Genomic DNA, 24,030 nt, shown 5'->3' with positions numbered 1-24,030 from the left:
TGGGGCGGCGCTCATTCCGGCGCCAGCACGGCGGCGGGCCGGCTGCTGCTCCACTGGCTCACTATCATACCGGAGATCAACAAGGCGGCGCCCAGCAAGCCGTTCCAGGCCAGCGTCTCGCCCAGCCAGAAATAGGCGAAGATGGCGGCGCAACCGGGTTCGAATGCGTAGATGACGGCCGCCTCGTTGGCGCTGCTGTGGCTCTGGCCCCACGTTTGCAGCGAGATGATGGCGGCCGTGGCCACCACGCCCAGGTAGATCAGGTTGCTCTTGTAGGCCAGCACGGCCTGCCAGGCGGCCGCCTGCCACGGCCCGGCCAGCTCGCCGGACGGCATGTCGCGCCACAGCAGCCAGCCGGCCGCGCACACGGCCACGGTGACGATCTGGGCCGCCGTCAGCGTCATCAGCCGCTGCACCTTGCGGGTGGCCACCTCCATCATCTTCACGTACAGGCCGAAGCACAGCGCCGCCAGCAGGGCCAGCGTGTCGCCGCGGCCCCAGCTGATGCCGCCGTCCCAGCACAAGGCGAACAAGCCAGCCAGCGCCAGCAGCAGCGCCACCACGATGCGGCGCTCGGGCAGCTTGCCGGACGCCATACCCAGCAGCGGCACCACCAGCACGTTCAGGCCGGTGAGGAAGGCGTTGCGGTTGGAACTGGTCAGGCTCAGGCCTTCGATCTGGAACACGTAGCAGAAGAACAACACCACCCCGGCCAGCACGCCCTGCCCCACGTCGCCCGCCCGCGCCCGCCAAAGGAACGGCGACAGCAGCAGGCCGGCCAGCGCGAAGCGCACCAGCACGATCATGCTGGCCGACAGGGCGCCCGTCATGTCCTTCATGGCGGGAAAGGTGGTGCCCCAGACGAGGGTGACGGTCAACAGGGCGGCGATGCCGCGCAGGTGCAATGGGGCGGAAGGCTTCAAACAGGTCTCGACACGATGGCGGTGGCGGCGCGCTCAGGGGCGCCGGGGAGGCATAGTGTACCCGGCCACGGCGCGCTTGGCGACCTTGCCCCAAAGATGGGCGCGCCCGGCCAGCTATAATCATGGTCTATGGGTGAACGCTATTTGAAAAGTATCCGGCTGCTGGCCGAATGCATGCAGGGCTTTGAGCGCCTGTCGGGCGAACACGTGCGCGAGTGCGGCCTGACCCACGCCCAGTTCGACATCATCGCCACGCTGGGCAACACGGCCGGCATGTCCTACAAGGAACTCGGGGAGAAAACCCTGATCACCAAGGGCACGCTGACGGGGGTGATCGAGCGCCTGGAGGACAAGGGACTGGTGGCGCGCGAGCGCAACGCCAACGACAAGCGCTCGTTCTTCGTGCGCCTGACGGCCGCCGGCGAAGCCACCTTCCGCGACGTGTTCCCGCGCGTTGTGGCCAGGGGCAGCGCCGTGTTCGCCAATTTCACGGCCGATGATTACGCAGACCTTGAAAAAACCCTGTCCAAGCTCAAAACTGTCATTAACGGCAGCAGTCCGGCCACCCACGACTCAACCAAGGAAAACATTTGAAAACAACTCTGCTCGAAGGCAAGAAACCTGCCAAATTCGATAAACACATCATCGGCAACCTGTTGCTCAACGTCAGCACCCCGGAAGAAGTGCGCCAGGAAAAGCTGTTGATCGGCATCCGCAATGAAGCGGGGGAAATCTATCGCCTGATCGGCGCAACCAAGCACAACAGCTTCATGAACGCGATCGAGGAATTGTTCGACCTGGGCCTGGTCGACGAACTGCAGGACACGGACGCCACCCAGGACGGCTGCGACGCCATCTTCAGCGAAGCCTGATCCGCGTCCCACCCTTGCGGCAAGCTATCGGTTGGCCGCAAGGGATAGAAAAGTATTTTGCGAAAAAGTTCCACACGGCAATATTCCGAGTATAATTTTTTCGATGGACAGACTGGACGCCTTCAAGCAGATCGCAGCTCAAGCGAGCCGGGGGGAGCTGACGTTCCCCACCAATGTGAACGCCTCGTTGCGCCTGCAGCAGGCGCTGAACGACCCTGATTGCCATATCGACGCGGCGGCCAAGCTGATCCAGGCCGACCCCTTGCTGGCGGCCCGCACCGTGGCCATCGCCAACGCCGTCGCCTACAACCGTTCCGGTAACGAAATTTCGAGCGTGCGCGCGGCCGTGCAGCGGCTCGGCATGCGCACGCTGCAATCGCAGGTGGCGGCCCTGATCGTGCGCCAGCTCGGCGGCCAGTCCAGCGACCCGGCCGTCAAGGCCAAGGCGGCCCAGTTGTGGGAACACACGGCCCACGTGGCCGCGCTGGCCCAGGTGATCGCGCGCCGCGTGACCCATGTGGACCCGGACACGGCCATGTTCGCCGGCATCGTGCATGAAGTGGGCGGTTTTTATCTGCTGTCGCAGGCCGGCGCCTGGCCCGGCATCCTCGACGGCGATCCCGGCGACTGGATCGAATTCGGCGAGGCCGAGATCGGGCGCGGCGTGCTCAAGAAGCTGGTGATCCCCGAACCCGTGGCCCAGGCCGTGGAAGCCATGTGGGTGGGCTTGCGCGCGCTGCCGCCCGAAACCCTGGGCGACACGCTGCTGCTGGCCAACGACCTGGCGCCCGTGCCATCGCCGCTGCAGGAACGGCCCGGCGCCACCACCCTGCTCGGCGCGCGCACCATCGACTTCCTCGTCGGCGAAGGCACGCTGCACGACATCCTGGCCGAATCGGCGCACGAAGTGCAGGCGCTGTTCGCCGTCCTCATGCTGTAATCCCCCTCCCGCAAAGAACCGGGGTCAGGTCATGAAATTGCGCAACTTGCGCAATTTCATGACCTGACCCCGGTTTTGGGCCGTGAAGCGGGCCCCACCCGTTCACTCAATTCCAGCTTGTTGCTCACGCCCAGTTTCAGGTAGCACTCGCGCAGATAGGTGCGCACGGTCGACGGCGCCAGGCCCAGGTTGCGCGCGATTTCCTTGTACGAAAAGCCGGCCACGTATTCGCGCGCCACCCGTTCCTGGCTGGCCGTCAAACCATCGCCCACGCGCGGGCGCAGCGTGAGCCGCACCCGCTGCGGGCCGCCATCCGCCAGTTCGATGTGCACCTGCTTGCCGCTCCAGTGGCGCTGGCCCTCGGCGATCGCGCGCGCCAGCGGCAGCGGCAAGGGGCCGCCCTGCCAGGCCGGCCACTCGCGCAGCAACTGCTGGCAGAACGCACCGCTGGCGCCGACCAGGCAGGCATCGTCGTCAACGTCGGCCACCAGCTGGTTCTCCAGGTAAGCGCCCAGCGCGTGCCGCCATGACAGCTCGCCCGCGTGCATCAGGTGCGGCACCAGCAACTGCATGCGCACCCGCTCGTCCTCGCTGAAGGGCGCGCCATCCTGGCGCCGGAATACGGACAAAAAGGTGCCGAACCCCGTTTGCGCATCGCCATGGCTGGTCGCCAGCGACGGCCCCAGATCGTAGTGGCGGTCGAAGGCGCGCATGGCCTCGCTGTAGCCGCTGTCGTCCACCAGTGCCTGCGTCACCCCCACTTGCGCCTGCACGGCGAAGGCGAAACTGTCGTCGGCCGACACCGCCAGCCAGTCCAGCGCGAAACGCTGCGGCAAGCGGTATGGATGACTCTCGATGATGCGCGGATGGCGCGCGCCGCGCACGCCCGTGCCCCACCAGGCCGCATCGAACGGCAGGTGCTGGCGCAACGCGTCCAGCGCGCCCTCCTTGAACGCGTGCGGCGCCGCCTGCTGCGCCAGGGCGTTCCAGTGCGTGATGAGGTGCGAAAAATCTTCCAGCTTCAAGGTCACTCCCGGGTCGAGTCGGTTCCGATCATAGCCCAGCCGCGGCGGCGCGGCTACGGCGGCCGCCCCCTGCATTTGCGGAGTGGCGCCGCCGTTGCGCTTCCACCATGCTGTCAGCCCAAACACACCAACACCACACCAACACCAACAACAGGAGACAACATGCGATCGATACTCATGGCGGGCGCCGCCGGCGCGCTGCTGGCGCTCACGGGCTGCGGCCCAGGCACGCCGGGCGGCACCGCCAACCCCGCCACCACAGCCGGCACCTTGATGCAGGCGCCGCCGCTGCGGGTGGCCTCGCTGAACCGCGACGACCTGGCCGCCCAGCTGGGCGCGACCAGCGACGGCCAGCAATTGCTGGCCATGGCCGGCGCCCCAGCCTGCGGCGTCGATTTCCACTACTTCCAGTACCGCACCACGGGCGGCGCGGCCGAACCCACCTCCGCCTCGGGCGCGCTGATGCTGCCCACCGGCGGCGCCGGCTGTTCCGGCCCGCGCCCGGTGCTGCTGTACACGCACGGCACGGCCGTCACCCGCGGCTACAACATCGCCGCCATCAACGATCCGTCCAACGAGGGCTGGGCCGAAAGCGCCATCATGGCCGCCTTCTTCGCCGCCCACGGCTACATCGTGGTGGCGTCCAACTATGCCGGCTACGACAGCTCGCCCCTGCCCTACCATCCCTACACCAACGCCGAGCAGCAGTCGCACGAGATGGTCGACGCGCTGGCGGCGGCGCGCGCGGCGCTGGCGGCCGGCTTGCCCGCCGGGGTGTCCGACAACGGCCAGTTGTTCATCACCGGCTATTCGGAAGGCGGCCACGTGGCCATGGCCACCCACCGCGCGATGGAGGCCGCCGGCATGCACGTGACGGCGGCCGCGCCCATGTCCGGCCCCTACGCCATGCTGGCCTTTGGCGACGCCGTGTTCGCGCACGGCGACGTGGGTTTCGGCGGCTCCATCTACTACCCGCTGGTGATCAACAGCTACCAGCACGCCTACGGCAACCTGTACGCGACGCCGGCCGACGTGTACGACGCCACCTACGCCAACGGCATCGCCGCGCTGCTGCCCGGCCAGTACAGCGCCAGCACGCTGTTCAGCACGGGCAAGCTGCCCATGCTGGCCATCTTCGACAGCGCCACGCCGCGCACCGGCGACGCCGCGCTGGACGCGGCGCTGGCCGCGCCCGACGCCACGCTCAATCCGATCGCCGCGCTCGGCTTCGGCCAGCCGGCCTTGTTCCGCAACAGCTTCCGCACGGCCTACGCGCGCGACGCGCTGGCCACGCCGGACGGCGCGCTCCAGCCGGGCGGCGACCTGATGCCGCCATCCGCCGAACCCGCCTCGCCGATGCGCCGCGCGCTGAAAAAGAACGATCTGCGCGGCTGGCAGCCGCGCGCACCCCAGATGCTGTGCGGCGGCATGAACGATCCGGACGTGAATTACCCGGTCAACACGCTGACCATGCAGGGCTTGTGGGCGCCGCAGGTGGCCTCGGGCCAGGTGCGCGTGGTGGACGTGGACCCCACCTCCCATGGCGAGCGCGCCTCGGCCGGACAGGTGGCCAGCGTGGTCGGCGGCATCGTCGCGCAAGTGGTGATGGCCGCGCCGGAAGCGTCCAGCGCGCAGCAAAGCGCGGCCGTGCGGACCGCCGTGGCGTCATATTTTTCGGCCACGCCAGCGGGCAGCGCGCAGGGCGCGATGGCGCTCGGCCTGGCCAGCGTGGCCGCGCAGGCGGTCGACTATTTCCGCGCCCAGGGCGTGACCCGGGCCGACGAACTGGCCACCCACGTGGGTGAAGCCATCATGGCCAACTACCACTACCCGCTGGTGCAAACGGCGTGCGAAGTGGCGGCGCAAGCGTATTTCGCCGGCTTTGTGAAGGAAGCGAAACAATGAACAAGTCATCGATCTGGGCGCTGGCCTTGCTGGCCGGCCCTGCCACGGCGCACGCCGACGACATGCCCGCCAACCAGCTGCGCGCCGGCATCTACGCGGTCAGCTATGCCAGCCACGCCGACGACGTGACGGGGCCGTTCACGCCGCCCGGCGTCAACCTGGCGGTGCAATCGGTGCGCACGCCGTATCTGGCTTATGCGCGGCGGCTGGCGCCGCACTGGGAGCTGGAACTGGCCGCCGGCGTGCCGCCGACCACGCGCACGGTGGGCAGGGGGCCCGCCAAACTGGGTTCGGTCCCGTTCGACGGGCAACTGGTGGCGACGGCGAAATGGTGCTCGCCCACGCTGCTGCTGCACTACCGCTTCGGCGCCGAGGATGACGCGCTGCGGCCCGCCATCGGCCTGGGCGTGAATGCCACCTGGTTTTACGAACGCAGTTCGACCCCGGCCGGCGACGCCGTCAACGGCGGCCCGACCCGCATCAGCCTGTCGCGTTCGGTCGGCCCGGCGGCGACGGCTGGCTTGTCGTACCGGCTCACACCCGAACTCAGCGTAATCGCGTCCTATTCCCGGGTGCGCGTGAACAGCCATTACCAGTCCGACACGGCCGGCATCGCGCGCGCGACGACCATCCGCTTCAACCCGTCCGCCTGGGTGCTGGCCCTGGGCTACGCGTTCTGAAAAAAAAAGCCCGCCGGAGAGGCGGGCAAAGTCCAAAACTAGGGATCTCCCGAAAGAGATACATGCAGCTTACGCGCCGCATGGGCCGTTTTCCGTGCGGCAGCGCACATAGCGCGCAATATTGTCGATTCGGCACCGTGCGTGTCCGCGCAGTCCGCCGCGGGCACGGCCGAGCCGGGCCATCCGCCCGGCACCACGACGGCGCGGCGGGCCACCAGCCCGCCGCACCTGTCCCGTTCAGGCATCCTCACGCAAGCCCTGTTCGCTGCGCCAGGTCTTGAGCAGCGCATGGCGCCGCACCGGGTAGCGTTCCCCGGTCGATGCGGCCGCCGCGATGCGGTCGATGCGGAAGTGGCGGTAGGCGCCGCGCAATTCGCACCAGGCCGCCAGCAGGCGCTTGCCTTCGAGGAAGGCCAGCGCGAACGGCCACACGTAGCGCTCCGATTCGGCGCCCTGCTCGTCGCGGTACTGGATGCGCAGCCGGTGCTGGTAGCGGATCGCCTCGCGCACGGGACGCACGAAGGCGTCGCTGGCGTCGGGCTGGCTCACGCCCAGCGGCACCCACAGGCTGGTCTCGGCCATGTCGTCGCGCAAATCCTTGGGGGTGGCGGCGGCGATCTTGGCCAGCGCATTGGTGGCGGCCTGGGCCAGCGCCTCGTCGCCCTGGCGCCGCACCCAGCGCGCGCCCAGCACCAGCGCCTCCAGCTCGTCGGCGCCGAACATCAGCGGCGGCAGGAAGAAACCGGCCCGCAGCATGTAACCGACCCCGGCCTCGCCTTCGAGCGGCGCGCCCAGCCCGCTCAGGGTCTGGATATCGCGGTAGATGGTGCGTACCGACACGCCCAGTTGCTCGGCCAGCCGGGCCGCCGTGACGGGCCGGCGGTAGCCGCGCATGGCGTCCATCAGCATGAATAATCGGCCGGTACGGCTCATCGTCTTTCCATCCCCGCAACTGTTTGACCATACGGCCGGTACGGCATTATGACAAATTTGTGGCTATCATCCTGCATCCTGGATTATCCTAATGCCCATAGTTATTTCCATTTACCAACAATATGCACCGCCCGGCCCCCACCCCGCCCGGCAGGCGCAAGGATCATCCATGCTAGAAAAAACCGCCGCGGCGGCGCTGCTGACGGCCGCGCTGGCGCTGTCGCCGGCCTGTTCCGCCGCCGATGCCGGGACCGATGACGCAGCCCTGAGCGCGCTGCTGGTCGGCACCTGGATCAACCCGCCCGACAGCCCCGACTTCGAGCGCATCCCGTCGCGCGAAACCTTCCTGGCCAACGGCACCTACACCTATTTCGAGTACAAGGACATGGCCTGCCGCAAGCTGGCCGAGCGCATCACGGTGCGCTGGACGCTGCGCGACGGCATCCTCACCTCCATCCTGTCCGACGGCGCCATCCTCAAGGACAAGATCGTCAGCCTGACGCAGGAAAAGATCGTGCTGCGCTCGCTCGACGACGGCCGCAGCTACTTCCGTATCCGCTCCACGGCCTGCCCCACGGCGCTCAAGGGCGCGCACACGGCCAGCCACTGAGGCGGGCCAAGGGGGCCGGCGCCGGGGCCACCTGCTGGCGCCAGCCATCGGCCGTCGCTTGCTACATCAGTCGAGCAGGAAATTGCGCTGCGCCGCCTCCGCCGCCAGCGCGGCGCCCGCCGTTTCATCCTTCAGCGCCACGCCGGACAACTGGCGCTGGCGCGCCTGGGTCAGCAGATAGTGCAGCCGGTAGGCCGCCTCATCATAGCCCTGGCCGGCCGGCCGGACATTGGAGATGCAGTTGCGCCCGGCGTCGCTCATGCCCACCCGCGGCGCCCAGCTCAGGTACAAGCCCATGCTGTCGGGCGAACTGAGGCCGGGCCGCTCGCCGATCAGCACCACCACCATGCGCGCGCCCAGCAGCTGGGCGATCTCGTCGCCCACGGCCACCCGCCCCTGCCGCACGATGGCGGGCGGCGCCAGCGTCCAGTCGTCCGGCGCCAGGCGCGCCGCCAGCACTTGCAGGAAGGGCAAGGCATGCTGTTCGATGGCCAGGGCCGACAGGCCGTCGGCGATGACGATGGCCAGGTCGCCGGCCGCCGGCGTGCGCTCGCGCAACAACTGCCGCGATGGCTCGGACAGGCTGCGGCCCAGGTCCGGCCGCTGCAGATAGACTTGCCGGCTGGCGGCAGCGCTGTGCAGCTGCAAACAGGACCAGCCCAGCGCCGTGTGCAGCGACTGCGCCAGCGCCGCATGGTCGAGCGCGCGGTGCACGGCGTCGCGCGCCTGCGCATGGGCCAGCTGGAAGGCCAGCTGCGGCGCCGTCGGCTGGCTCACGCCGCTGCGGCCCAGCGCCACGCGCGCGTCCGTGTAGCGGCGCAGCGCCTGCCAGGGATTGGGCGTGACGATGTCGTCGTCCGGAATGCTCATGCCGTCTCTCCGCGCGCTCATTGCAACCGCAGCAGCGCCGGCTGGAACGCCGGCGGCAGCGCCTTGCCCAGGGTGACGTAATCGTCACGGGTGAAGATCTCCATCTCCTTCAGCCACGCTGCGAACTCCGGCGCCGGCTGCAGGCCCAGCGCGCGGCGCGCGTACAGCGCATCGTGGAAGGAGGTGGTCTGGTAGTTGAGCATGATGTCGTCAGACCCGGGGATGCCCATGACGAAGGTGCAGCCAGCCGTGCCCAGCAGGGTCAGCAGCACGTCCATGTCGTCCTGGTCGGCCTCGGCATGGTTGGTGTAGCACACGTCGCAGCCCATGGGCAGGCCCAGCAGCTTGGCGCAGAAATGGTCTTCCAGGCCGGCGCGGATGATCTGCCGGCCATCGTACAGGTATTCGGGGCCGATGAAGCCGACCACCGAATTGACCAGCAGCGGCTGGAACCGCCGCGCCACGGCGTAGGCGCGCGCCTCGCAGGTCTGCTGGTCGACGCCATGGTGGGCGTTGGCCGACAGCGCACTGCCCTGCCCTGTCTCAAAATACATCACATTGTCGCCCACTGTGCCGCGCCGCAACGACAACGCCGCTTGCTGCGCCTCGGCCAGCAAGGCCAGGTTGATGCCGAAGCCGGCGTTGGCCTGCTCGGTGCCGGCGATGGACTGGAACACCAGGTCCACCGGCGCGCCCCGTTCGATGGCGGCGATGGTGTTGGTGACGTGGGTCAGCACGCAGGACTGGGTGGGTATGCCGTAGCGGGCGATGATCTCGTCGAGCATGGTGACGATCTTGATCACCTGCGGCAAGTTGTCGGTGGCCGGATTGATGCCGATGACGGCGTCGCCGCTGCCGTACAGCAGGCCATCGAGCAGGCTGGCGGCGATGCCGCTGGCGTCGTCGGTCGGGTGGTTGGGCTGCAGCCGCGTCGACATGCGTCCCGGCAGGCCGATGGTGTTGCGGAAGCGCGTGACCACGCTGCATTTCTTCGCTACCAGGATCAGGTCCTGGATGCGCATCAGCTTGCACACGGCGGCCGCCATTTCCGGCGTGATGCCGGGCGCCGTGCGCGCCAGCTGCGCCGTGTCGGCCGCGTCGCTGAGCAGCCAGTTGCGGAAGTCGCCCACGGTCAGGTGGGCGATGGGGGCGAAGGCGGCGGCGTCGTGGCTGTCGATGATCAGCCGTGTCACCTCGTCCTGCTCGTACGGCACCAGCGCCTCGCTGAGGAAGGTGTCCAGCGGCAGGGCCGCCAGCGCCATCTGCGCCGCCACCCTTTCCTCGGCACTGGCGGCGGCCAGGCCGGCCAGGTAGTCGCCCGAACGGGCCGGCGTGGCCTTGGCCATCAAGTCCTTCAAGTCGCGGAACTGGTAGGTGCGGTGGCCCACCCGGTGTACGTAGCTGCTCATGTTGTCTCCTGCGCGGCAGTTGCTGATGTTGCTGATCCTGCCGCTGATACCGTCATGCGTCCGGCCGGCGCCATGCCGGTCATCCCCTAGAAATTGCGCGCCGCCGTCAGCAGCAGCCGCTTGCGCACCACGTTCTTGCCGCTGCCGTCGGCATCGAAGAAGGTCCACAGCGGTGTGCCGTTGCGGCTGGCGTCGCCGTTGTTATAGACGGCCGCCGCCGAGAACGCCCAATTGTCCACCGTCTTGGTGACGCCGGCCTTGAGGTCGACAAAATCGAACGCGCTCATGTTGCGTACGTGCTGCTTACCGGCATGCAGGTTTAATGCCAGCCCCGGCGCCAGCTCCGGATTCCAGTTCACTTCGCCGTACAGCGTGCCGCGCGTGTCCACATTCTTGCCGCTGTAGGGATCGACGGCGAAGCCGAACCAGTGCTGGCTCAGGGTCAGCCAGCCGTAGACGTTGAAGCTGCCCATGTTCAGGCCCAGCTTGGCGTCCTGGGTATGGTAGCGGATGTCGCCGCCGGCCGTCTGGTAGTGGGCGGCCGGATACCAGTAGGTGACCAGGCCGGCGTCGATGTTGCTGTCCGCATTGAGCGGGTAGCGGTAGCCGCCGTACAGGTCGATCTCGGAACCGCTGCCGTTGTTGTAGGCCGCGTGCGATACGCCGGAACCGAACAGGCCCAGGTACAGGCCGCTGGCGTGGGTGAAGTCCAGGTTGGCCTGCACGGTGGGATGGCCCTGCGTTTGCGAAACGCCGCGGAACAGGTAATCGGACACCAGCGTGACGTTGCCGGTGTTGGTCCAGTCCGGCGCCGGCGCGGCGGCCGGCGTATCGGCCGCATGGGCGGCGGCGGCGCCCAGCACGCTGGCGGCGGCGCCCAAGCAGGCGAGGTGGCGCGCGGAGAACAGTGGAGCGGAGGTGGTCATGGTTTTCCTTTGCAAGTGAGAGCGAAACATGGGCATCAGGCGGCGTCGGCGGACGTGAGGGCGGCATGCTGCTGCCGGCTGTCCTTGGTGTAAAGGAAGAACCCGTATCCGCCCGCCATGAAGGCGGCGAAGATGCCGAACACCAGCAGGTTGTAATAGATCATGGTGGCCATGCAGACCACGGCGCCGGCCAGCGCGAACGCCGGAAACACGGGGTAGAACGGGGCGCGGAAGGGACGGTGCATGTCCGGCGCGGTGCGGCGCAGCTTGAACAGGCTCATCATGCTGAGGATGTACATGGTGATGGCGCCGAACACCGACATGGTGACGATGTTGGCGGTCAGCGTCTGGCCGCCGAACTTGATCAGCTCATCGCTGTAGATGGCGGCGATGCCGACCACGCCGCCGGCGATGATGGCGCGGTGCGGCGTGTGGAAACGCGGATGGATCTTGGCGAAGTAGCGCGGCAGGTAAGCGTCGCGGGCCAGCGCATAGATCTGACGCGAATAGCCGAGGATGATGCCGTGGAAGGAGGCGATCAGGCCGAACAGGCCCAGCCACACCAGCATGTGCAGCCAGTTGCTGTGCTCGCCGACGATGATCTTCATCGCCTGCGGCAGCGGGTCGTTGATGTTGGCCAGCTTGGTCCAGTCGCCCGCGCCACCGGCGAACACCATCACGCCGACGGCCAGCAGCACCAGGGTGATGATGCCGCAGATATAGGCGATGGGGATGGAACGGCGCGGGTCCTTGGCTTCCTCGGCCGCCATGGCCACGCCTTCGATGGCGAGGAAGAACCAGATGGCGAACGGGATCGCGGCGAACATGCCCGGGATCGCGGCGACGCTGAAGCTGTCCTGGCCGGACCAGCCGCCCTTGACGAAATGGCCGAGCGAAAAACCGGGCGAGACTACGCCCATGAACACCAGCAGTTCAAAGATGGCCAGCAAGGTCATCAGCAGCTCGAAGCTGGCCGCCACGTGCACGCCGACGATGTTGAGCGTCATGAACACCAGGTAGGCGCCCACGGCCGCCGTCTTCGGATCAACGGCGGGGAATTGGACGTTCAGATAGGCGCCGATGGCCAGCGCGATGGCCGGCGGCGCGAACACGAATTCGATCAGCGTGGCCGCCCCCGCCAGATAGCCGCCCAGCGGGCCGTAGGCGCGTTTGCTGTAGGCGAACGGGCCGCCGGCGTGCGGAATGGAAGTGGTCAGTTCGGTGAAGCTGAAGATAAAGGTGGCGTACATCGCCGCGATGAACAGCGCGGTGATGGTAAAGCCCAGCGTGCCCGCCGAAGCCCAGCCATAACTCCAGCCGAAATACTCGCCCGAAATGACCAGGCCAACCGCGATGCCCCATAGCTGAAATGTGCCCAGTGTTTGCTTCAGCGCCGGCGCGGCGCCCTGATGTGCGTTCATTTGGTACTCTCCCGTGGTGTTGGTCTGTCCTGCAAGGCAGGTATGGAAGTTGCTGAAATCGAGTATAGGTGGCCGTCACGGCCAGCGTTATCGAAAATCGGCAAACTTGCGGCAGCCCAGCAACCACGGGCGAAACGCCGCGCGAGCCGGCTCTCCGACGGAGGAAGCGATGCACCAGAATGTGACAGATACCTTGCGCGTTGCGCCGGATCAGCGCACCGCCGCCGCCTTGCGCACGGTGTTGGCGCGCGACGCCGACGAGCTGGCCAGCAAGCTCACCAACTGGCAGCAAAGCTACGACCAGTTCAGCGCCGGCCTGTTCCTGGGCGCCCTGACGGAGTTGCGCCAGCCACAGATTCAAATCTTCCGGGAAAGTCTGAGCCAGTCCGTGCGCCAGTCGTGCCGGGTGTGGCCGGATGCGATCTGGTTCGGCCTGCCCGACCATGCGGTGGCCACGCGCATCAATGGCCGGCTGGTGGAGCAGGACTGGATCATGGTACAGCCAGGCAATGTGGAATTTGAACTGGTCACCCCCAGCGCCTACCGCATCTACGGCATCGTGGTCAGCCGCGCGCTGCTGACGGCGGCGGCGGCGCGCAGCGGCTGCCAGGTCGACTGGCCCCGGGTGCAGGCGGCCGAAGTGCTGCGGGTGGACGCCCGCGCCCGCGCGCACTGCGTGCACCTGCTGGCCCAGCTGCTGCCCGAGCAGCAGCCGGCGACGTGGCAGGGCGAGGCGCAATGGCAGGCTGGGGCGCAGTGGGAGGCGCAATGGCAGGACACCATCCTGTCCGCCCTGCTGGACATGCTGGACCATAGCTGCGTGGAACCGGCCATCGCCGCCAGCCTGCAGCGGCGCCAGCGGGTGGTAGCCAGGGCGCGCGAATACATCCTGGCGCACCGTGCCGAAGCGATCACCGTGCCGGAGCTGTGCGAGCAGGTGCACGTGAGCCGGCGCACGCTGCAATATTGTTTTGAAGACGTGCTGGGCATGAGTCCCATGCTCTACCTGCGCATGATGCGGCTGAACGGCGTGCGCCGCCAGTTGCACGACCCGGCCGCCCGCGGCAGCACCATCGGCGACGTGGCCGGCGCCTGGGGCATGTGCAACTTCAGCCAGTTTTCCAGCGACTACCGCAAGCTGTTCGGCGTGCGCCCGTCCGCCGCGCTGAAGGCAGGCATGTAAGGCCGCCCTGTCGCGGTCCCACTTTGGACGGACGCGCGCCAAAAAATGAAACATCCCCCCTGGCGCTGCCGCGAGGGGGGATGTTTTAGAGCGGAACCGGCTTACACCACCGCGCCGTCCGTCTCGTCCTTTTCCTTGATCGGCTTGATCAGGTCTTCGCGCTTCACGCCCAGCCACATGGCCACGGCCGCCGCCACGAACACCGACGAGTAGATACCGAAGCAGATACCGATGGTCAGCGCCACGGCGAAGTAGTGCAGCGTGGGGCCGCCCAGGAACAGCATCGACAGCACCATCATCTGGGTGCAGCCGTGGGTGATGATGGTACGCGAGATGGTGCTGGTGATGGCGTTGTCGATCACCTCATGCACCGACATCTTGCGCTGCTTGCGGAAGTTCTCGCGGATCCGGTCGAAGATCACCACCGATTCGTTGACCGAGTAGCCGAGCACCGCCAGCACGGCGGCCAGCACCGTCAGCGAGAATTCCCACTGGAAGAAGGCGAAGAAGCCCAGGATGATCACCACGTCGTGCAGGTTGGCGATGATGGCCGCCACCGCGAACTTCCACTCGAAGCGCACGGCCAGGTAGATCATCACGCCGATCACCACCATGGCCAGCGCGTTCATGCCGTTCTGGGCCAGCTCGTCACCCACCTGCGGGCCGACGAATTCCACCTTCTGCAGCGACACCGTTTCGGCGCCGGCCGCGTCCATGCAGGCCGTCTTGGTCACTTGCTCGCCCTTGGGGCTGACGCTGTCGATCTGCTTGAGCGTGCCCTGCTCGGCCTTGCACAGGCCGTCGAACACCAGCTGCGAGGCGGCGTTGCCGGTCACGGTCTTGATCACGGGCAGGCGCAGCATGACGTCGTGCGCGGTGCCGAAGCTGGTCACTTCCGGCTGCTCATAGCCGACCTTTTCCAGCGTGTGGCGGATGCTCTCCAGGTTGGCCGGCTTGGCGTACTTCAGTTCCATCACGGTGCCGCCCGTGAACTCGACCGAGAAGTGCAAGCCTTTATGGAACAGGAAGAACACGGCAGCCACGAAGGTCAGCGCCGAGATGGCGTTGAACACCAGCGCGTGGCGCATGAACGGTATGTCTTTTTTGATGCGGAAAAATTCCATGAAATCCTCTGAGGTTGGAGCCCGTCCCGCCGAAGCGGGACGGTGAACTTATTTCGACAGGCCGGGCACCCACACGGTGCCGATGGCGATCGATTGCAGTTTCTTCTTGCGGCCATACCAGAGGTTGACCACGCCGCGCGACATGAACACGGCCGAGAACATGGACGTCAGGATGCCCAGGCAGTGCACCACGGCGAAGCCGCGGATGGCGCCCGAACCGAACACCCACAGCGCCAGGCCGACGATCAGCGTGGTCACGTTGGAGTCCAGGATGGTGGCCCAGGCGCGGTCGAAGCCGACCGAGATCGCTTGCTGCGGCGAGGCGCCGCCGCGCAGCTCCTCGCGGATGCGTTCGTTGATCAGCACGTTGGCGTCAATTGCCATACCGAGCGCCAGCGCGATTGCGGCGATACCGGGCAGGGTCAGCGTGGCCTGCATCAGCGACAGCAGCGCGATCAGCAGCAGCAGGTTGCAACCCAGCGCCAGCACGCTGAAGAAGCCGAACATCATGTAGTAGGCCATCATGAACACGGCGATGGCGGCGAAGCCGTACATGGTCGAATGCAGGCCCTTGCTGATGTTCTCGGCGCCCAGTTGCGGGCCGATGGTGCGTTCTTCGATCACGTCCATCGGCGCGTACAACGCGCCCGAGCGCAGCAGCAGCGCCAGTTCGGCCGAGTTCTCGGCGTTGCCCATGCCGGTGATCTGGAAGCGGCTACCCAGTTCGCTCTGGATGGTGGCCACCGACAGCACTTCCGGCTTGCCCTTCTCGAACAGCACGATGGCCATGCGCTTGCCCACGCGCTCGCGGGTGGCGTCGCGCATCTTGCGGCCGCCGTCGCCGTTCAGGTCGATGCCCACGGCCGGTTGCTGGTTCTGGTCGAAGCTGGCGGTGGCGCTGGAGATGTAGTCGCCGGTCAGCACCACGTCCTTGCTCAGCACCACGGGCACGCCCTTGCCGACCGTGAACAGCTCGGAGTTGAAGGGAATCGCGGCCGTCAGTTCGGTGCCGGGGGTGATGGTGTCGTCCACCATGCGCACTTCCAGCGTGGCGGTGCGGCCGATCACGGCCTTGGCGCGCGCCACGTCCTGCACGCCGGGCAACTGCACCACAATGCGGTCCGGACCCTGCTGCTGGATGATGGGTTCGGCCACGCCCAGCTCGTTCACGCGCTTGGACAGGGTGGAGATGTTCTGTTTGACGCCTTCCTCGATGGTCTGCTTGAGCGCGGCCGGCTTGAGGCTGACGATCAGCTTCAGGTCGGGGGCAACACCTGCGTCCACCAGCGACAGGTCGCCCATGGACGAGGACAGCACGTCGCGCGCCTGGGCGCGGGTGGCGTCGTCGCGGAATTTGATTTCGATGGTGTCGCCCACGCGGTCGATGCCGGCGTGGCGCACGTTCTTGTCACGCAGCAGGCTGCGGGCCGAGGCCTGGATGCCTTGCACGCGCTTGGTCAGGGCCGCCTTCACGTCCACCTGCATCAGGAAGTGCACGCCGCCGCGCAAGTCCAGGCCCAGGTACATGGGCAGGGCGCGCAGGCTTTGCATCCATTTCGGGGTGTTCGGCTGCAGGTTCAGCGCCACCAGGTAGGTCGGATCGGCCGGATCGGCGTTCAGATCCTTCTCCAGCACGGCCTTGGCCTTGAACTGGGTGTCGGTGTCGGCGAAACGGGCCCGCACGGAGGCGTAGGTGCCGGTGCCGTCGAAGCTCACGCCCTCCACCGCCAGGTTTTCCTTGCGCAGCACGGCTTCCACCTGGGAGGCCATCTCGGCCGTCATCTTGACGGTGGACTTGCCGCTGGTGACTTGCACGGCCGGCGATTCGCCGAAGTAGTTAGGCGCCGTGTACAGCGCGCCCAACAGGATGGCGATGCCGATGACGATGTATTTCCAGACAGGATAGCGATTCATATAGTTCAGCGTTTGATGTTGAGCCGACTGGACACGGCCCCGCTCTTGGCGGGGCCGGTCGGGATTACAGCGCCTTCAGCGTGCCCTTGGGCAGCAGCACGGTGACGGATTGCTTCTGCACCACGATTTCGGTGCCGCTGGACACTTCCAGCGTCACGTAGGCGTCGGTGACCTTGGCCACTTTGCCCAGCAGGCCGCCGGCCGTGACCACTTCGTCGCCCTTGGCCAGCGCGTCCATCATGGCCTTTTGTTCCTTGGCCCGCTTTTGCTGGGGGCGGATCATCAGGAAATACATGGCCACGAACATCAGGATCAGCGGCAGGAAGCTGGTCAGGTTGCCACCGAGGCCGAGCGCGTCGCCGGCCGATTGTGCGTAAGCGTTGGAAATGAACACTGCGTACTCCGTTTATAAGTTTGAAAAAATAGCGCTGTATTCTAGCACTGGCGGGAAGGCGTCAACCTCCCCGGAATATGGGTGGCATGCATCTTTTTACAAGATTGCAACAGACCACCGCCGTTTTACACCCCGCGCGCCCGGTCCGCGTGGAATTGCAGGGTCCACGCGTGGAAGCGGTCCTCGTCCAGCGCATCGCGCATCTGCTGCATGATGTCGAGGTAGTAATGCAGGTTGTGGATGGTGTTCAGGCGCGCGCCGAGGATTTCCTGCGAGCGGTGCAGGTGGTGCAGGTAGGCGCGCGAGAAGTTGCGGCAGGCGTAGCAGCCGCAGGTCTCATCCAGCGGCGCCTTGTCATCCTTATAACGGGCGTTCTTGATCTTGATGTCGCCGAAGCGGGTGAAGATCCAGCCGTTGCGGGCGTTGCGGGTCGGCATCACGCAGTCGAACATGTCGACCCCGTTCGAGACGCCGGCCACCAGGTCTTCCGGCGTGCCCACGCCCATCAGGTAGTGCGGCTTGTTGGCCGGCAGGCGCGGGCCCACGTGGGCCAGCACGCGCATCATGTCCTCCTTCGGTTCGCCCACGGACAGGCCGCCGATGGCCAGGCCGGGGAAGTCGATCTCCTCCAGCTTGGCCAGCGATTCGTCGCGCAGCGATTCGAACATGCCGCCCTGGACGATGCCGAACAGCGCGTTCGGGTTGCCGCCGCGGTGGAACTCATCGTGCGAGCGCTGGGCCCAGCGCAGCGACATGCGCATCGACTTGGCCGCCTCGTCCAGCGTGGCGGGCCGGCCGGCGATCTCGTACGGCGTGCATTCGTCGAACTGCATCACGATGTCGGAGTTGAGCACGCGCTGGATCTGCATCGACACCTCGGGCGACAGGAACAGCTTGTCGCCGTTGATGGGCGAATTGAAATGCACGCCCTCCTCCGTGATCTTGCGCATCTCGCCCAGCGAGAACACCTGGAAGCCGCCCGAGTCGGTCAGGATGGGCTTGTCCCAGCCCATGAAGTCGTGCAGGCCGCCGAACTTGGCCATCACGTCGTTGCCGGGGCGCAGCCACAGGTGGAAGGTATTGCCGAGGATGATCTGGGCGCCGATTTCCTTCAGCTCCAGCGGCGACATGGCCTTGACGGAGCCGTAGGTGCCGACCGGCATGAAGATCGGGGTTTGCACTTCGCCGTGGTTCAGTTTCACGGTGCCGCGGCGGGCCTTGGTCAGGCCGCTGCTGTCGGTCTTGATGAGTTTAAATTCCAGCATGGAGGGTTCTTTCAGTTAAATCCGGGAAGCGCGCGCCTGGGTCGTCAGCAGCATGGCGTCGCCATAGCTGAAGAAACGGTATTCCTGGGCGATGGCGTGGGCATAGGCCGCGCGGATCTCGTCGAAACCGGCGAAGGCCGACACCAGCATCAGCAGCGTCGACTTGGGCAGGTGGAAGTTGGTGATCAGGCGGGTGACAGTCTTGAACTGGTAACCGGGCGTGATAAACAGGGCCGTGTCGGCGCTGCCCGCTTCCAGCGTGCCGCTCTGCGAGGCCGATTCCAGCGCGCGCAGGCTGGTGGTACCCACGGCCACCACGTCGCGCCCGGCGGCGCGGGTGGCGCGCACGGCGTCCACCGTCGCTTGCGGCATGGTGTACCACTCGGTGTGCATCTTGTGCTCGGACAGCACTTCCGTGCGCACCGGCTGGAAGGTGCCGGCGCCCACGTGCAGCGTGACGTAGGCGAAGTTGACGCCCTTGGCCTTCAGTTTGTCGAGCAGCGGCTGGTCGAAATGCAGGCCGGCCGTGGGTGCGGCCACGGCGCCGGGCACCTTGTTGAACACGGTCTGGTAGCGCGTCTCATCGAACGCGTCAGCCGCGTGCTCGATGTAGGGCGGCAGCGGCAGGCGGCCGTGGGCCTCGATCAGCTCGAACACGTCGGCGTCGAAATGCAGGGTGTAGAACTCGCCGGCGCGCTCGCCGACGGTGACGTTGAAGGCGTCGGCCAGGCGGATCTTCACGCCGGGGCCCGGCGACTTGGAGGCGCGCACCTGGGCCAGCACGGTGCGGTTGTCGAGCACGCGCTCGACCAGCGCCTCGATCTTGCCGCCGCTGTCCTTGACGCCGAAGAAGCGCGCCTTGAGCACGCGGGTGTCGTTCATCACCAGCAGGTCGCCCGGCTGCAGCAGGTCGATGATGTCGGCGAACTGGCGGTCCACCAGCTGCGCGCCGTCCACGTGCAGCAGGCGGGAGGCGCTGCGGTCGGGCAGCGGGAACTGGGCGATGCGCTCGGGCGGCAAGTTAAAATCGAAATCGGAAAGCGAATACATGAGCAAACTTCTAGTGTGATGGAATACCGGAACTGGCCCCGTGCTTTCTGCGCAAGCCTTACAATACGGCGTTGCCGCGCGACGGCCAACCCTCTATTTTACGCTAGTACGCCCTGAAGCACCTGAATATGCCTGTTTCAAAGCCCAAGACCGCCAAGAAGACCGTCAGCCCGCAAGCCCGGCTGGCCAAGCTGGGCCTGCACACGGACATGGACCTGGTGCTGCACCTGCCCATGCGCTACGAGGACGAAACCCAGGTGGTGACGATACGCGAAGCCTGCCTGCATGGCGGCGAGTCGTCCCAGGTCGAGGGTGTGGTGGTCAAGAATGAAATCGCCTACAAGCCGCGCCGCCAGCTGCTGGTCCATATCGCCGACGAGACGGGCGACCTGCAACTGCGCTTCATGAACTTCTATGGCAGCCAGGTCAAGCAACTGGCCGAGGGCACGCGGGTGCGCGCGCGCGGGGAACTCAAACACGGTTTCTTCGGCGCCGAGATGGTGCATCCGACCTACAAGGTGGTCAACGAGGGGGCGCCGCTGCCCACCTCCCTCACCCCGGTCTACCCGGCCGGCGAGGGCTTGTCCCAGCCCGTGCTGCGGCGCGCGATTGGCGACGCGATGAAGCGCGTGGACTGGACCGATACGCTGCCCGCTGAACTGATCGACAGCATGCGGCTCACCAATTTCGAACCGGCCGTCAAGCTGCTGCACTATCCGCCCCAGCAGGTGGACGAGCACGCGCTGGCCGACCGTTCACACCCGGCCTGGGTGCGCATGAAGTTCGACGAACTGCTGGCCCAGCAACTGTCGCTGAAACGGGCGCAGCGCGCGCGCCGTGCCAAGGGGGCGGCCGCGCTCAAGGTGGTGGGCGACCTGTCGGCCCGCTTCGAGGCCGCGCTGCCGTTCAAACTGACGGGCGCCCAGCAGCGCGTGCTGAACGAGATCCGCGCCGACCTGCGCCATCCCTACCCCATGCAGCGCCTGCTGCAGGGCGACGTGGGCAGCGGCAAAACGGTGGTGTCGGCGCTGGCCGCGACCCAGGCCATCGACAGCGGCTTCCAGGCGGCCCTGATGGCGCCGACGGAAATCCTGGCCGACCAGCACTTCCGCAAGATCGCGGCCTGGCTGGAACCGCTGGGCGTGAAGGTGGCGTGGTTGACCGGCAGCCTGAAAAAGAAGGACAAGCTGGCCGCCACCGCGCTGATCGAATCGGGCGAGGCGCAACTGGTGATCGGCACCCATGCGCTGATCCAGGATGGCGTGAACTTCGCCAACCTGGGCTTGGTGATCGTGGACGAGCAGCACCGCTTCGGCGTGGGCCAGCGCCTGACCTTGCGCAACAAGGGCAACGAGGGCGCCATCCCGCACCAGCTGATGATGTCGGCCACGCCCATCCCGCGCACGCTGGCCATGACCTACTACGCCGACCTGGAAGTGTCGGTGATCGACGAACTGCCACCAGGCCGCAGCCCCATCGTCACGCGGGCCGTGGACCAGAACCGGCGCGACGAGGTGATCGCGCGCGTGCACGCGGCCGCGCTGGAAGGCCGGCAAATCTATTGGGTCTGCCCGCTGATCGAGGAATCGGAAGCGCTGCAACTGCAAACAGCCACCGACACCCACGCCCTGCTGGCCGAAGCCCTGCCCGACCTGAACGTGGGCCTGGTGCACGGCCGCCTGAAGCCGGCCGAAAAGCAGGAGGTCATGGACGCCTTCAGCGCCGGCCAGATGCACGTGCTGGTGGCCACCACCGTGATCGAGGTGGGGGTGGACGTGCCCAACGCATCGCTGATGGTGATCGAGCATGCCGAACGTTTCGGCCTGTCGCAGCTGCACCAGTTGCGCGGGCGGGTGGGACGGGGATCGGCGGCCAGCGTGTGCCTGCTGCTGTACCAAAGCCCGCTGGGCGGCGTGGCGCGCCAGCGCCTGATGACGATGCGCGAAACGACCGACGGTTTCGAGATCGCCCGGCGCGACCTGGAGATACGCGGCCCCGGCGAATTCCTCGGCGCGCGCCAGTCCGGCCAGGCCATGCTGCGCTTCGCCGACCTGGAGACGGACGGCTGGCTGGTCGATCAGGCGCGCGACGTGGCGCACGACCTGCTGCACGCGCCCGACAAGGCGGCCACGGTGGAAGCCCACCTGGCCCGCTGGCTGGGCGGGCGCGAGGAATTCCTCAAGGTCTGAAGATCAGAACTACAATCAGCAGCACGATCAGAAGCACATATACAGCCGGGTGGCCATGTCCAGCATGAAGTCCGGCTTGAGATAGGCGGCGAACACCAGCGTCAGCACCACGGCCAGCGCCAGCCGCATTAGCCACGGCTTCAACCACGTCTTCATGCCGGCTGCAATTGTGCCCGCACCAGCGGACGCTCATTGATGGGCAGGTTGACCAGCGCCGCCATCACGCCGAGCGCGATGGCGATGCCCCACACCACGTCGTAGCTGCCCTGGCGCGCGAACAGGTAACCGCCCAGCCACACCCCGAGGAAGCTGCCCACCTGGTGCGAGAAGAACACCACGCCCGCCAGCATGGACATGTGCTTGACGCCGAAGATGCCGGCGATGATGCCGTTGGTGAGCGGCACGGTGGACAGCCAGATCAAGCCCATGGCCGCCGCGAACACATACACCGTCCATTGCGACAGCGGCGCCAGCAGGAACAGGCTGATGAACACCGAGCGCGAGAAGTAGATCGCCGCCAGCAGCATGCGCTTGGGCAGGCGTCCACCGAGCTTGCCCGCGAAGTAGGAGCCGAAGATGTTGAACAGGCCGATCAGGGCCAGCGCCGTCATGGCCACCTTGGGATTGGCGATGCCCTTGTCAGCCAGGTACACGGCCAGGTGCGCGCCGATGAACACCACCTGGAAGCCGCATACGAAATAGCCGGCCACCAGGAACAGGAAGGAACGGTTGCCCATCGCCTCGCGCATCGCTTCACCCGCGCTTTGCTGCGGTCCGTGGCTATGGCTCACCTCCGGCTCGCGCAGGAACAGCGCCATGGGGATCATCGCCACGATCACCAGCACGGCCAGCAGGTAGAATGCGTTCTGCCAGCCGGCCGAGGAGATCAATTGCTGCGCGACGGGCAGCATGAAGAACTGGCCGAACGAGCTGCATGCGCCGGAAATGCCGAACGCCCACGAGCGCTTTTCAACCGGCGCCACGCGCCCGATGATGCCGCTGACGGCGCCGAACGCCGTGCAGGACAGACCCAGGCCGATGAACACCCCGGAGCCGATCACGAACAAGGTGGCATCGTTCACCACCGCCATCCACACCAGTCCCAGCATGTAGCTGACGGCGCCCACCAGCACCACGCGCATGGTACCGAAACGATCAGCCGCCATGCCGGCGAACGGGCCGAACGCGCCCCATAGCAGATTCTGCAGCGCCATCGCCAGCGAGTAGGTTTCGCGGGTCCAGCCGTGGGCTTGCGAAATGGGTTGCATCCACAGGCCGAAGCCGTGGCGCACGCCCATCGCGAGCGTGAGGACGACGCCGCTGGCCAGCAGCACGGTTTTGAGCGACGGGGCGCGGGAGGTGGTGATCATGTCTGAACTCTGCCTGATATGGTGTTGTGCGTTATTGGTCGGCGCTGTAGCGCAGGCCGATCTGGTCCCGGATGGTGTCGAGCACGCCCATGATGGCCAGCGTTTCCTCGTGCGGCATGACGGGGCTTTCGATCAGGCCCAGGCGCATGCAGCGCACCACTTCCTGGGCCTCGTGCGTGTAGCCGTTGCCGCTGTGGGGGATGGTGAGCGTGCGTTCGTTGCGCGCCAGGCCATCCACCAGCGTGACGGAGATCTTCTCCGTTTTGTAGAAGCGGTCATGCAGGCGCACGAAACCCTTGTCGCCCGAGATGGTCAGTTCGGTCGGCGTGCGCGCGCGCAGGCTGCAGCTGCAGGCGGACATGGCGCCGCCTTCGTGGCGCAGCGTGAACATGGTCTGCAGATCGATGCCGGTGGTGGCCATCTGGGCCTGCGCCTGCACGGCCGTCACTTCGCCGAGGAAGAACGAGGCCATCGACAGCGGGTAGATGCCCACGTCCAGCAACGCGCCGCCGCCCAGGTCCGGATTGAACAGGCGATGCTCGGGGCCGACCGTGGCGGCGAAGCCGAAATCGGCGCTGACGTGGGTCGGGGTGCCGATCTCGCCGCTGTCGATGATGCGCTTGGCCTCAACCACGGCCGGCATGAAGCGGGTCCACATGGCTTCCATCACGAACAGCTGCTTGCGGCGCGCCAGCGCGATGATGTCCTCGGCCTGCCGGCGGTTCATGGTGAACGATTTCTCGACCAGCACGCCCTTGCCGCCGTGCAGGCACATCATGGCGTTCTCGTGGTGCATGGGGTGCGGCGTGCCGATGTAGACCACGTCCACCTGGTCGTCGTCGGCCAGCGCCTGGTAGGAGCCATGGCAGCGTTCCACGCCGAAGCGGGCGCCAAACGCGGCGGCGCCGTCGGCGCTGCGCGAAGCGACGGCCACCAATCTGGCGCCGGGCGTATCCTGCAAGGCGGTGGCGAACGCCGTCGAGATTTTGCCGGTACCCAGGATGCCCCAGCGGATGACCTGACCCAT

The 24,030-nt window shown here is 66.7% G+C and carries 23 protein-coding genes; 8 read left to right on the top strand and 15 right to left on the bottom strand.

Going from position 1 to position 24,030, the window contains the following annotated elements; translation table 11 throughout:
- Positions 1–11: 11 nt before the first annotated feature.
- Positions 12–923, bottom strand: a complete 912-nt coding sequence (locus H3H37_RS19230; protein ID WP_229218919.1) for a DMT family transporter — start codon at positions 921–923, stop codon at positions 12–14.
- A 129-nt stretch (positions 924–1,052) separates the two neighbouring features.
- Between H3H37_RS19230 and H3H37_RS19225 the strand changes: the two genes are divergently transcribed.
- The 3 genes from H3H37_RS19225 (at position 1,053) to H3H37_RS19215 (ending at position 2,735) form a co-directional block, all read left to right on the top strand.
- Positions 1,053–1,517, top strand: coding sequence for a MarR family winged helix-turn-helix transcriptional regulator (locus H3H37_RS19225; protein WP_182165540.1), 465 nt, complete (start codon positions 1,053–1,055; stop codon positions 1,515–1,517).
- Entirely contained in the window at positions 1,514–1,795 is a 282-nt protein-coding gene (locus H3H37_RS19220; RefSeq protein WP_182165538.1) for a hypothetical protein, read from the top strand. The genes H3H37_RS19225 and H3H37_RS19220 overlap by 4 nt, the downstream gene beginning before the upstream one ends.
- A 103-nt stretch (positions 1,796–1,898) precedes the next feature.
- The gene (locus H3H37_RS19215) at positions 1,899–2,735 is read left to right on the top strand and encodes an HDOD domain-containing protein (protein WP_182165536.1); all 837 of its coding nucleotides are present in this window, start codon (positions 1,899–1,901) and stop codon (positions 2,733–2,735) included.
- A 56-nt stretch (positions 2,736–2,791) separates the two neighbouring features.
- On the opposite strand, the gene H3H37_RS19210 is transcribed toward H3H37_RS19215, so the two are convergent.
- Complete coding sequence (locus H3H37_RS19210; protein WP_182165534.1) at positions 2,792–3,760, bottom strand: helix-turn-helix transcriptional regulator; 969 nt, start codon at positions 3,758–3,760, stop codon at positions 2,792–2,794.
- A 162-nt stretch (positions 3,761–3,922) separates the two neighbouring features.
- Here H3H37_RS19210 and H3H37_RS19205 point away from each other — a divergent pair, with 162 nt between their 5' ends.
- Both H3H37_RS19205 and H3H37_RS19200 read left to right on the top strand, forming a co-directional pair.
- Entirely contained in the window at positions 3,923–5,665 is a 1,743-nt protein-coding gene (locus tag H3H37_RS19205) for an alpha/beta hydrolase family protein (protein ID WP_182165533.1), read from the top strand.
- The gene (locus H3H37_RS19200; RefSeq protein ID WP_182165531.1) at positions 5,662–6,345 is read left to right on the top strand and encodes an OmpW/AlkL family protein; all 684 of its coding nucleotides are present in this window, start codon (positions 5,662–5,664) and stop codon (positions 6,343–6,345) included. Before H3H37_RS19205 ends, H3H37_RS19200 begins: the two co-directional genes overlap by 4 nt.
- Positions 6,346–6,582: 237 nt before the next feature.
- Here H3H37_RS19200 and H3H37_RS19195 read toward each other — a convergent pair whose 3' ends face one another.
- The gene (locus H3H37_RS19195; protein WP_182165528.1) at positions 6,583–7,278 is read right to left on the bottom strand and encodes a helix-turn-helix transcriptional regulator; all 696 of its coding nucleotides are present in this window, start codon (positions 7,276–7,278) and stop codon (positions 6,583–6,585) included.
- A 169-nt stretch (positions 7,279–7,447) separates the two neighbouring features.
- Here H3H37_RS19195 and H3H37_RS19190 point away from each other — a divergent pair, with 169 nt between their 5' ends.
- Positions 7,448–7,888, top strand: coding sequence for a lipocalin-like domain-containing protein (locus tag H3H37_RS19190; RefSeq protein ID WP_182165526.1), 441 nt, complete (start codon positions 7,448–7,450; stop codon positions 7,886–7,888).
- A gap of 66 nt (positions 7,889–7,954) precedes the next feature.
- Here the strand turns inward: H3H37_RS19190 and eutC are convergent, their stop codons facing one another.
- The 4 genes from eutC to eat all read right to left on the bottom strand — a co-directional run bounded on the left by eutC (position 7,955) and on the right by eat (position 12,514).
- Positions 7,955–8,758, bottom strand: a complete 804-nt coding sequence (gene eutC / locus H3H37_RS19185) for an ethanolamine ammonia-lyase subunit EutC (RefSeq protein WP_229218918.1) — start codon at positions 8,756–8,758, stop codon at positions 7,955–7,957.
- Positions 8,759–8,775: 17 nt separating this feature from the next.
- Positions 8,776–10,167, bottom strand: coding sequence for an ethanolamine ammonia-lyase subunit EutB (locus tag H3H37_RS19180; protein WP_182165522.1), 1,392 nt, complete (start codon positions 10,165–10,167; stop codon positions 8,776–8,778).
- A gap of 86 nt (positions 10,168–10,253) precedes the next feature.
- A complete protein-coding gene (locus tag H3H37_RS19175) occupies positions 10,254–11,093 on the bottom strand; it encodes a TorF family putative porin (protein WP_182165520.1) in 840 nt (279 codons plus the stop codon).
- 35 nt (positions 11,094–11,128) lie between these two features.
- Positions 11,129–12,514 (bottom strand): ethanolamine permease, encoded by a 1,386-nt coding sequence (gene eat / locus H3H37_RS19170; protein WP_182165518.1) that lies wholly within the window; start codon positions 12,512–12,514, stop codon positions 11,129–11,131.
- A 169-nt stretch (positions 12,515–12,683) separates the two neighbouring features.
- On the opposite strand from eat, the gene H3H37_RS19165 reads away from it, so the two are divergent.
- Positions 12,684–13,697 (top strand): helix-turn-helix domain-containing protein, encoded by a 1,014-nt coding sequence (locus tag H3H37_RS19165; RefSeq protein WP_182165516.1) that lies wholly within the window; start codon positions 12,684–12,686, stop codon positions 13,695–13,697.
- Positions 13,698–13,798: 101 nt separating this feature from the next.
- On the opposite strand, the gene secF is transcribed toward H3H37_RS19165, so the two are convergent.
- From secF to queA, 5 genes are all read right to left on the bottom strand, one after another.
- Entirely contained in the window at positions 13,799–14,821 is a 1,023-nt protein-coding gene (secF, locus tag H3H37_RS19160) for a protein translocase subunit SecF (protein WP_182165514.1), read from the bottom strand.
- Positions 14,822–14,869: 48 nt separating this feature from the next.
- Positions 14,870–16,735, bottom strand: a complete 1,866-nt coding sequence (gene secD, locus H3H37_RS19155) for a protein translocase subunit SecD (RefSeq protein ID WP_182165512.1) — start codon at positions 16,733–16,735, stop codon at positions 14,870–14,872.
- Positions 16,736–16,799: 64 nt separating this feature from the next.
- Positions 16,800–17,129: a preprotein translocase subunit YajC gene (gene yajC / locus H3H37_RS19150; protein ID WP_182165510.1), complete on the bottom strand. Its 330-nt coding sequence runs from the start codon at positions 17,127–17,129 to the stop codon at positions 16,800–16,802.
- Between the two features lie 125 nt (positions 17,130–17,254).
- Positions 17,255–18,394 carry a tRNA guanosine(34) transglycosylase Tgt gene (gene tgt / locus H3H37_RS19145; RefSeq protein ID WP_182165508.1) on the bottom strand — a complete coding sequence of 380 codons (1,140 nt, stop codon included), beginning with the start codon at positions 18,392–18,394 and terminating at the stop codon, positions 17,255–17,257.
- 15 nt (positions 18,395–18,409) lie between these two features.
- Positions 18,410–19,444, bottom strand: coding sequence for a tRNA preQ1(34) S-adenosylmethionine ribosyltransferase-isomerase QueA (gene queA / locus H3H37_RS19140; protein WP_182165506.1), 1,035 nt, complete (start codon positions 19,442–19,444; stop codon positions 18,410–18,412).
- Positions 19,445–19,572: 128 nt separating this feature from the next.
- Between queA and recG the strand changes: the two genes are divergently transcribed.
- On the top strand, positions 19,573–21,633 hold the full coding sequence (gene recG / locus H3H37_RS19135; protein WP_182165504.1) for an ATP-dependent DNA helicase RecG: 2,061 nt from the start codon (positions 19,573–19,575) through the stop codon (positions 21,631–21,633).
- A gap of 27 nt (positions 21,634–21,660) precedes the next feature.
- Here the strand turns inward: recG and H3H37_RS26065 are convergent, their stop codons facing one another.
- From H3H37_RS26065 to H3H37_RS19125, 3 genes are read right to left on the bottom strand one after another with little or no spacing between them, the layout of a single operon-like run.
- Positions 21,661–21,789, bottom strand: a complete 129-nt coding sequence (locus tag H3H37_RS26065; protein ID WP_255459156.1) for a hypothetical protein — start codon at positions 21,787–21,789, stop codon at positions 21,661–21,663.
- A complete protein-coding gene (locus H3H37_RS19130) occupies positions 21,786–23,003 on the bottom strand; it encodes an MFS transporter (protein WP_182165502.1) in 1,218 nt (405 codons plus the stop codon). The genes H3H37_RS26065 and H3H37_RS19130 overlap by 4 nt, the downstream gene beginning before the upstream one ends.
- Positions 23,004–23,034: 31 nt before the next feature.
- The gene (locus H3H37_RS19125; protein ID WP_182165500.1) at positions 23,035–24,030 is read right to left on the bottom strand and encodes a Gfo/Idh/MocA family protein; all 996 of its coding nucleotides are present in this window, start codon (positions 24,028–24,030) and stop codon (positions 23,035–23,037) included.

Source organism: Rugamonas brunnea, from assembly GCF_014042345.1.
GTDB classification, from domain to species: Bacteria; Pseudomonadota; Gammaproteobacteria; order Burkholderiales; family Burkholderiaceae_D; genus Rugamonas; species Rugamonas brunnea.
The sequence above is the reverse complement of the archived record's forward strand: the minus strand, read 5'-3'. Positions and strand labels throughout refer to the sequence as shown.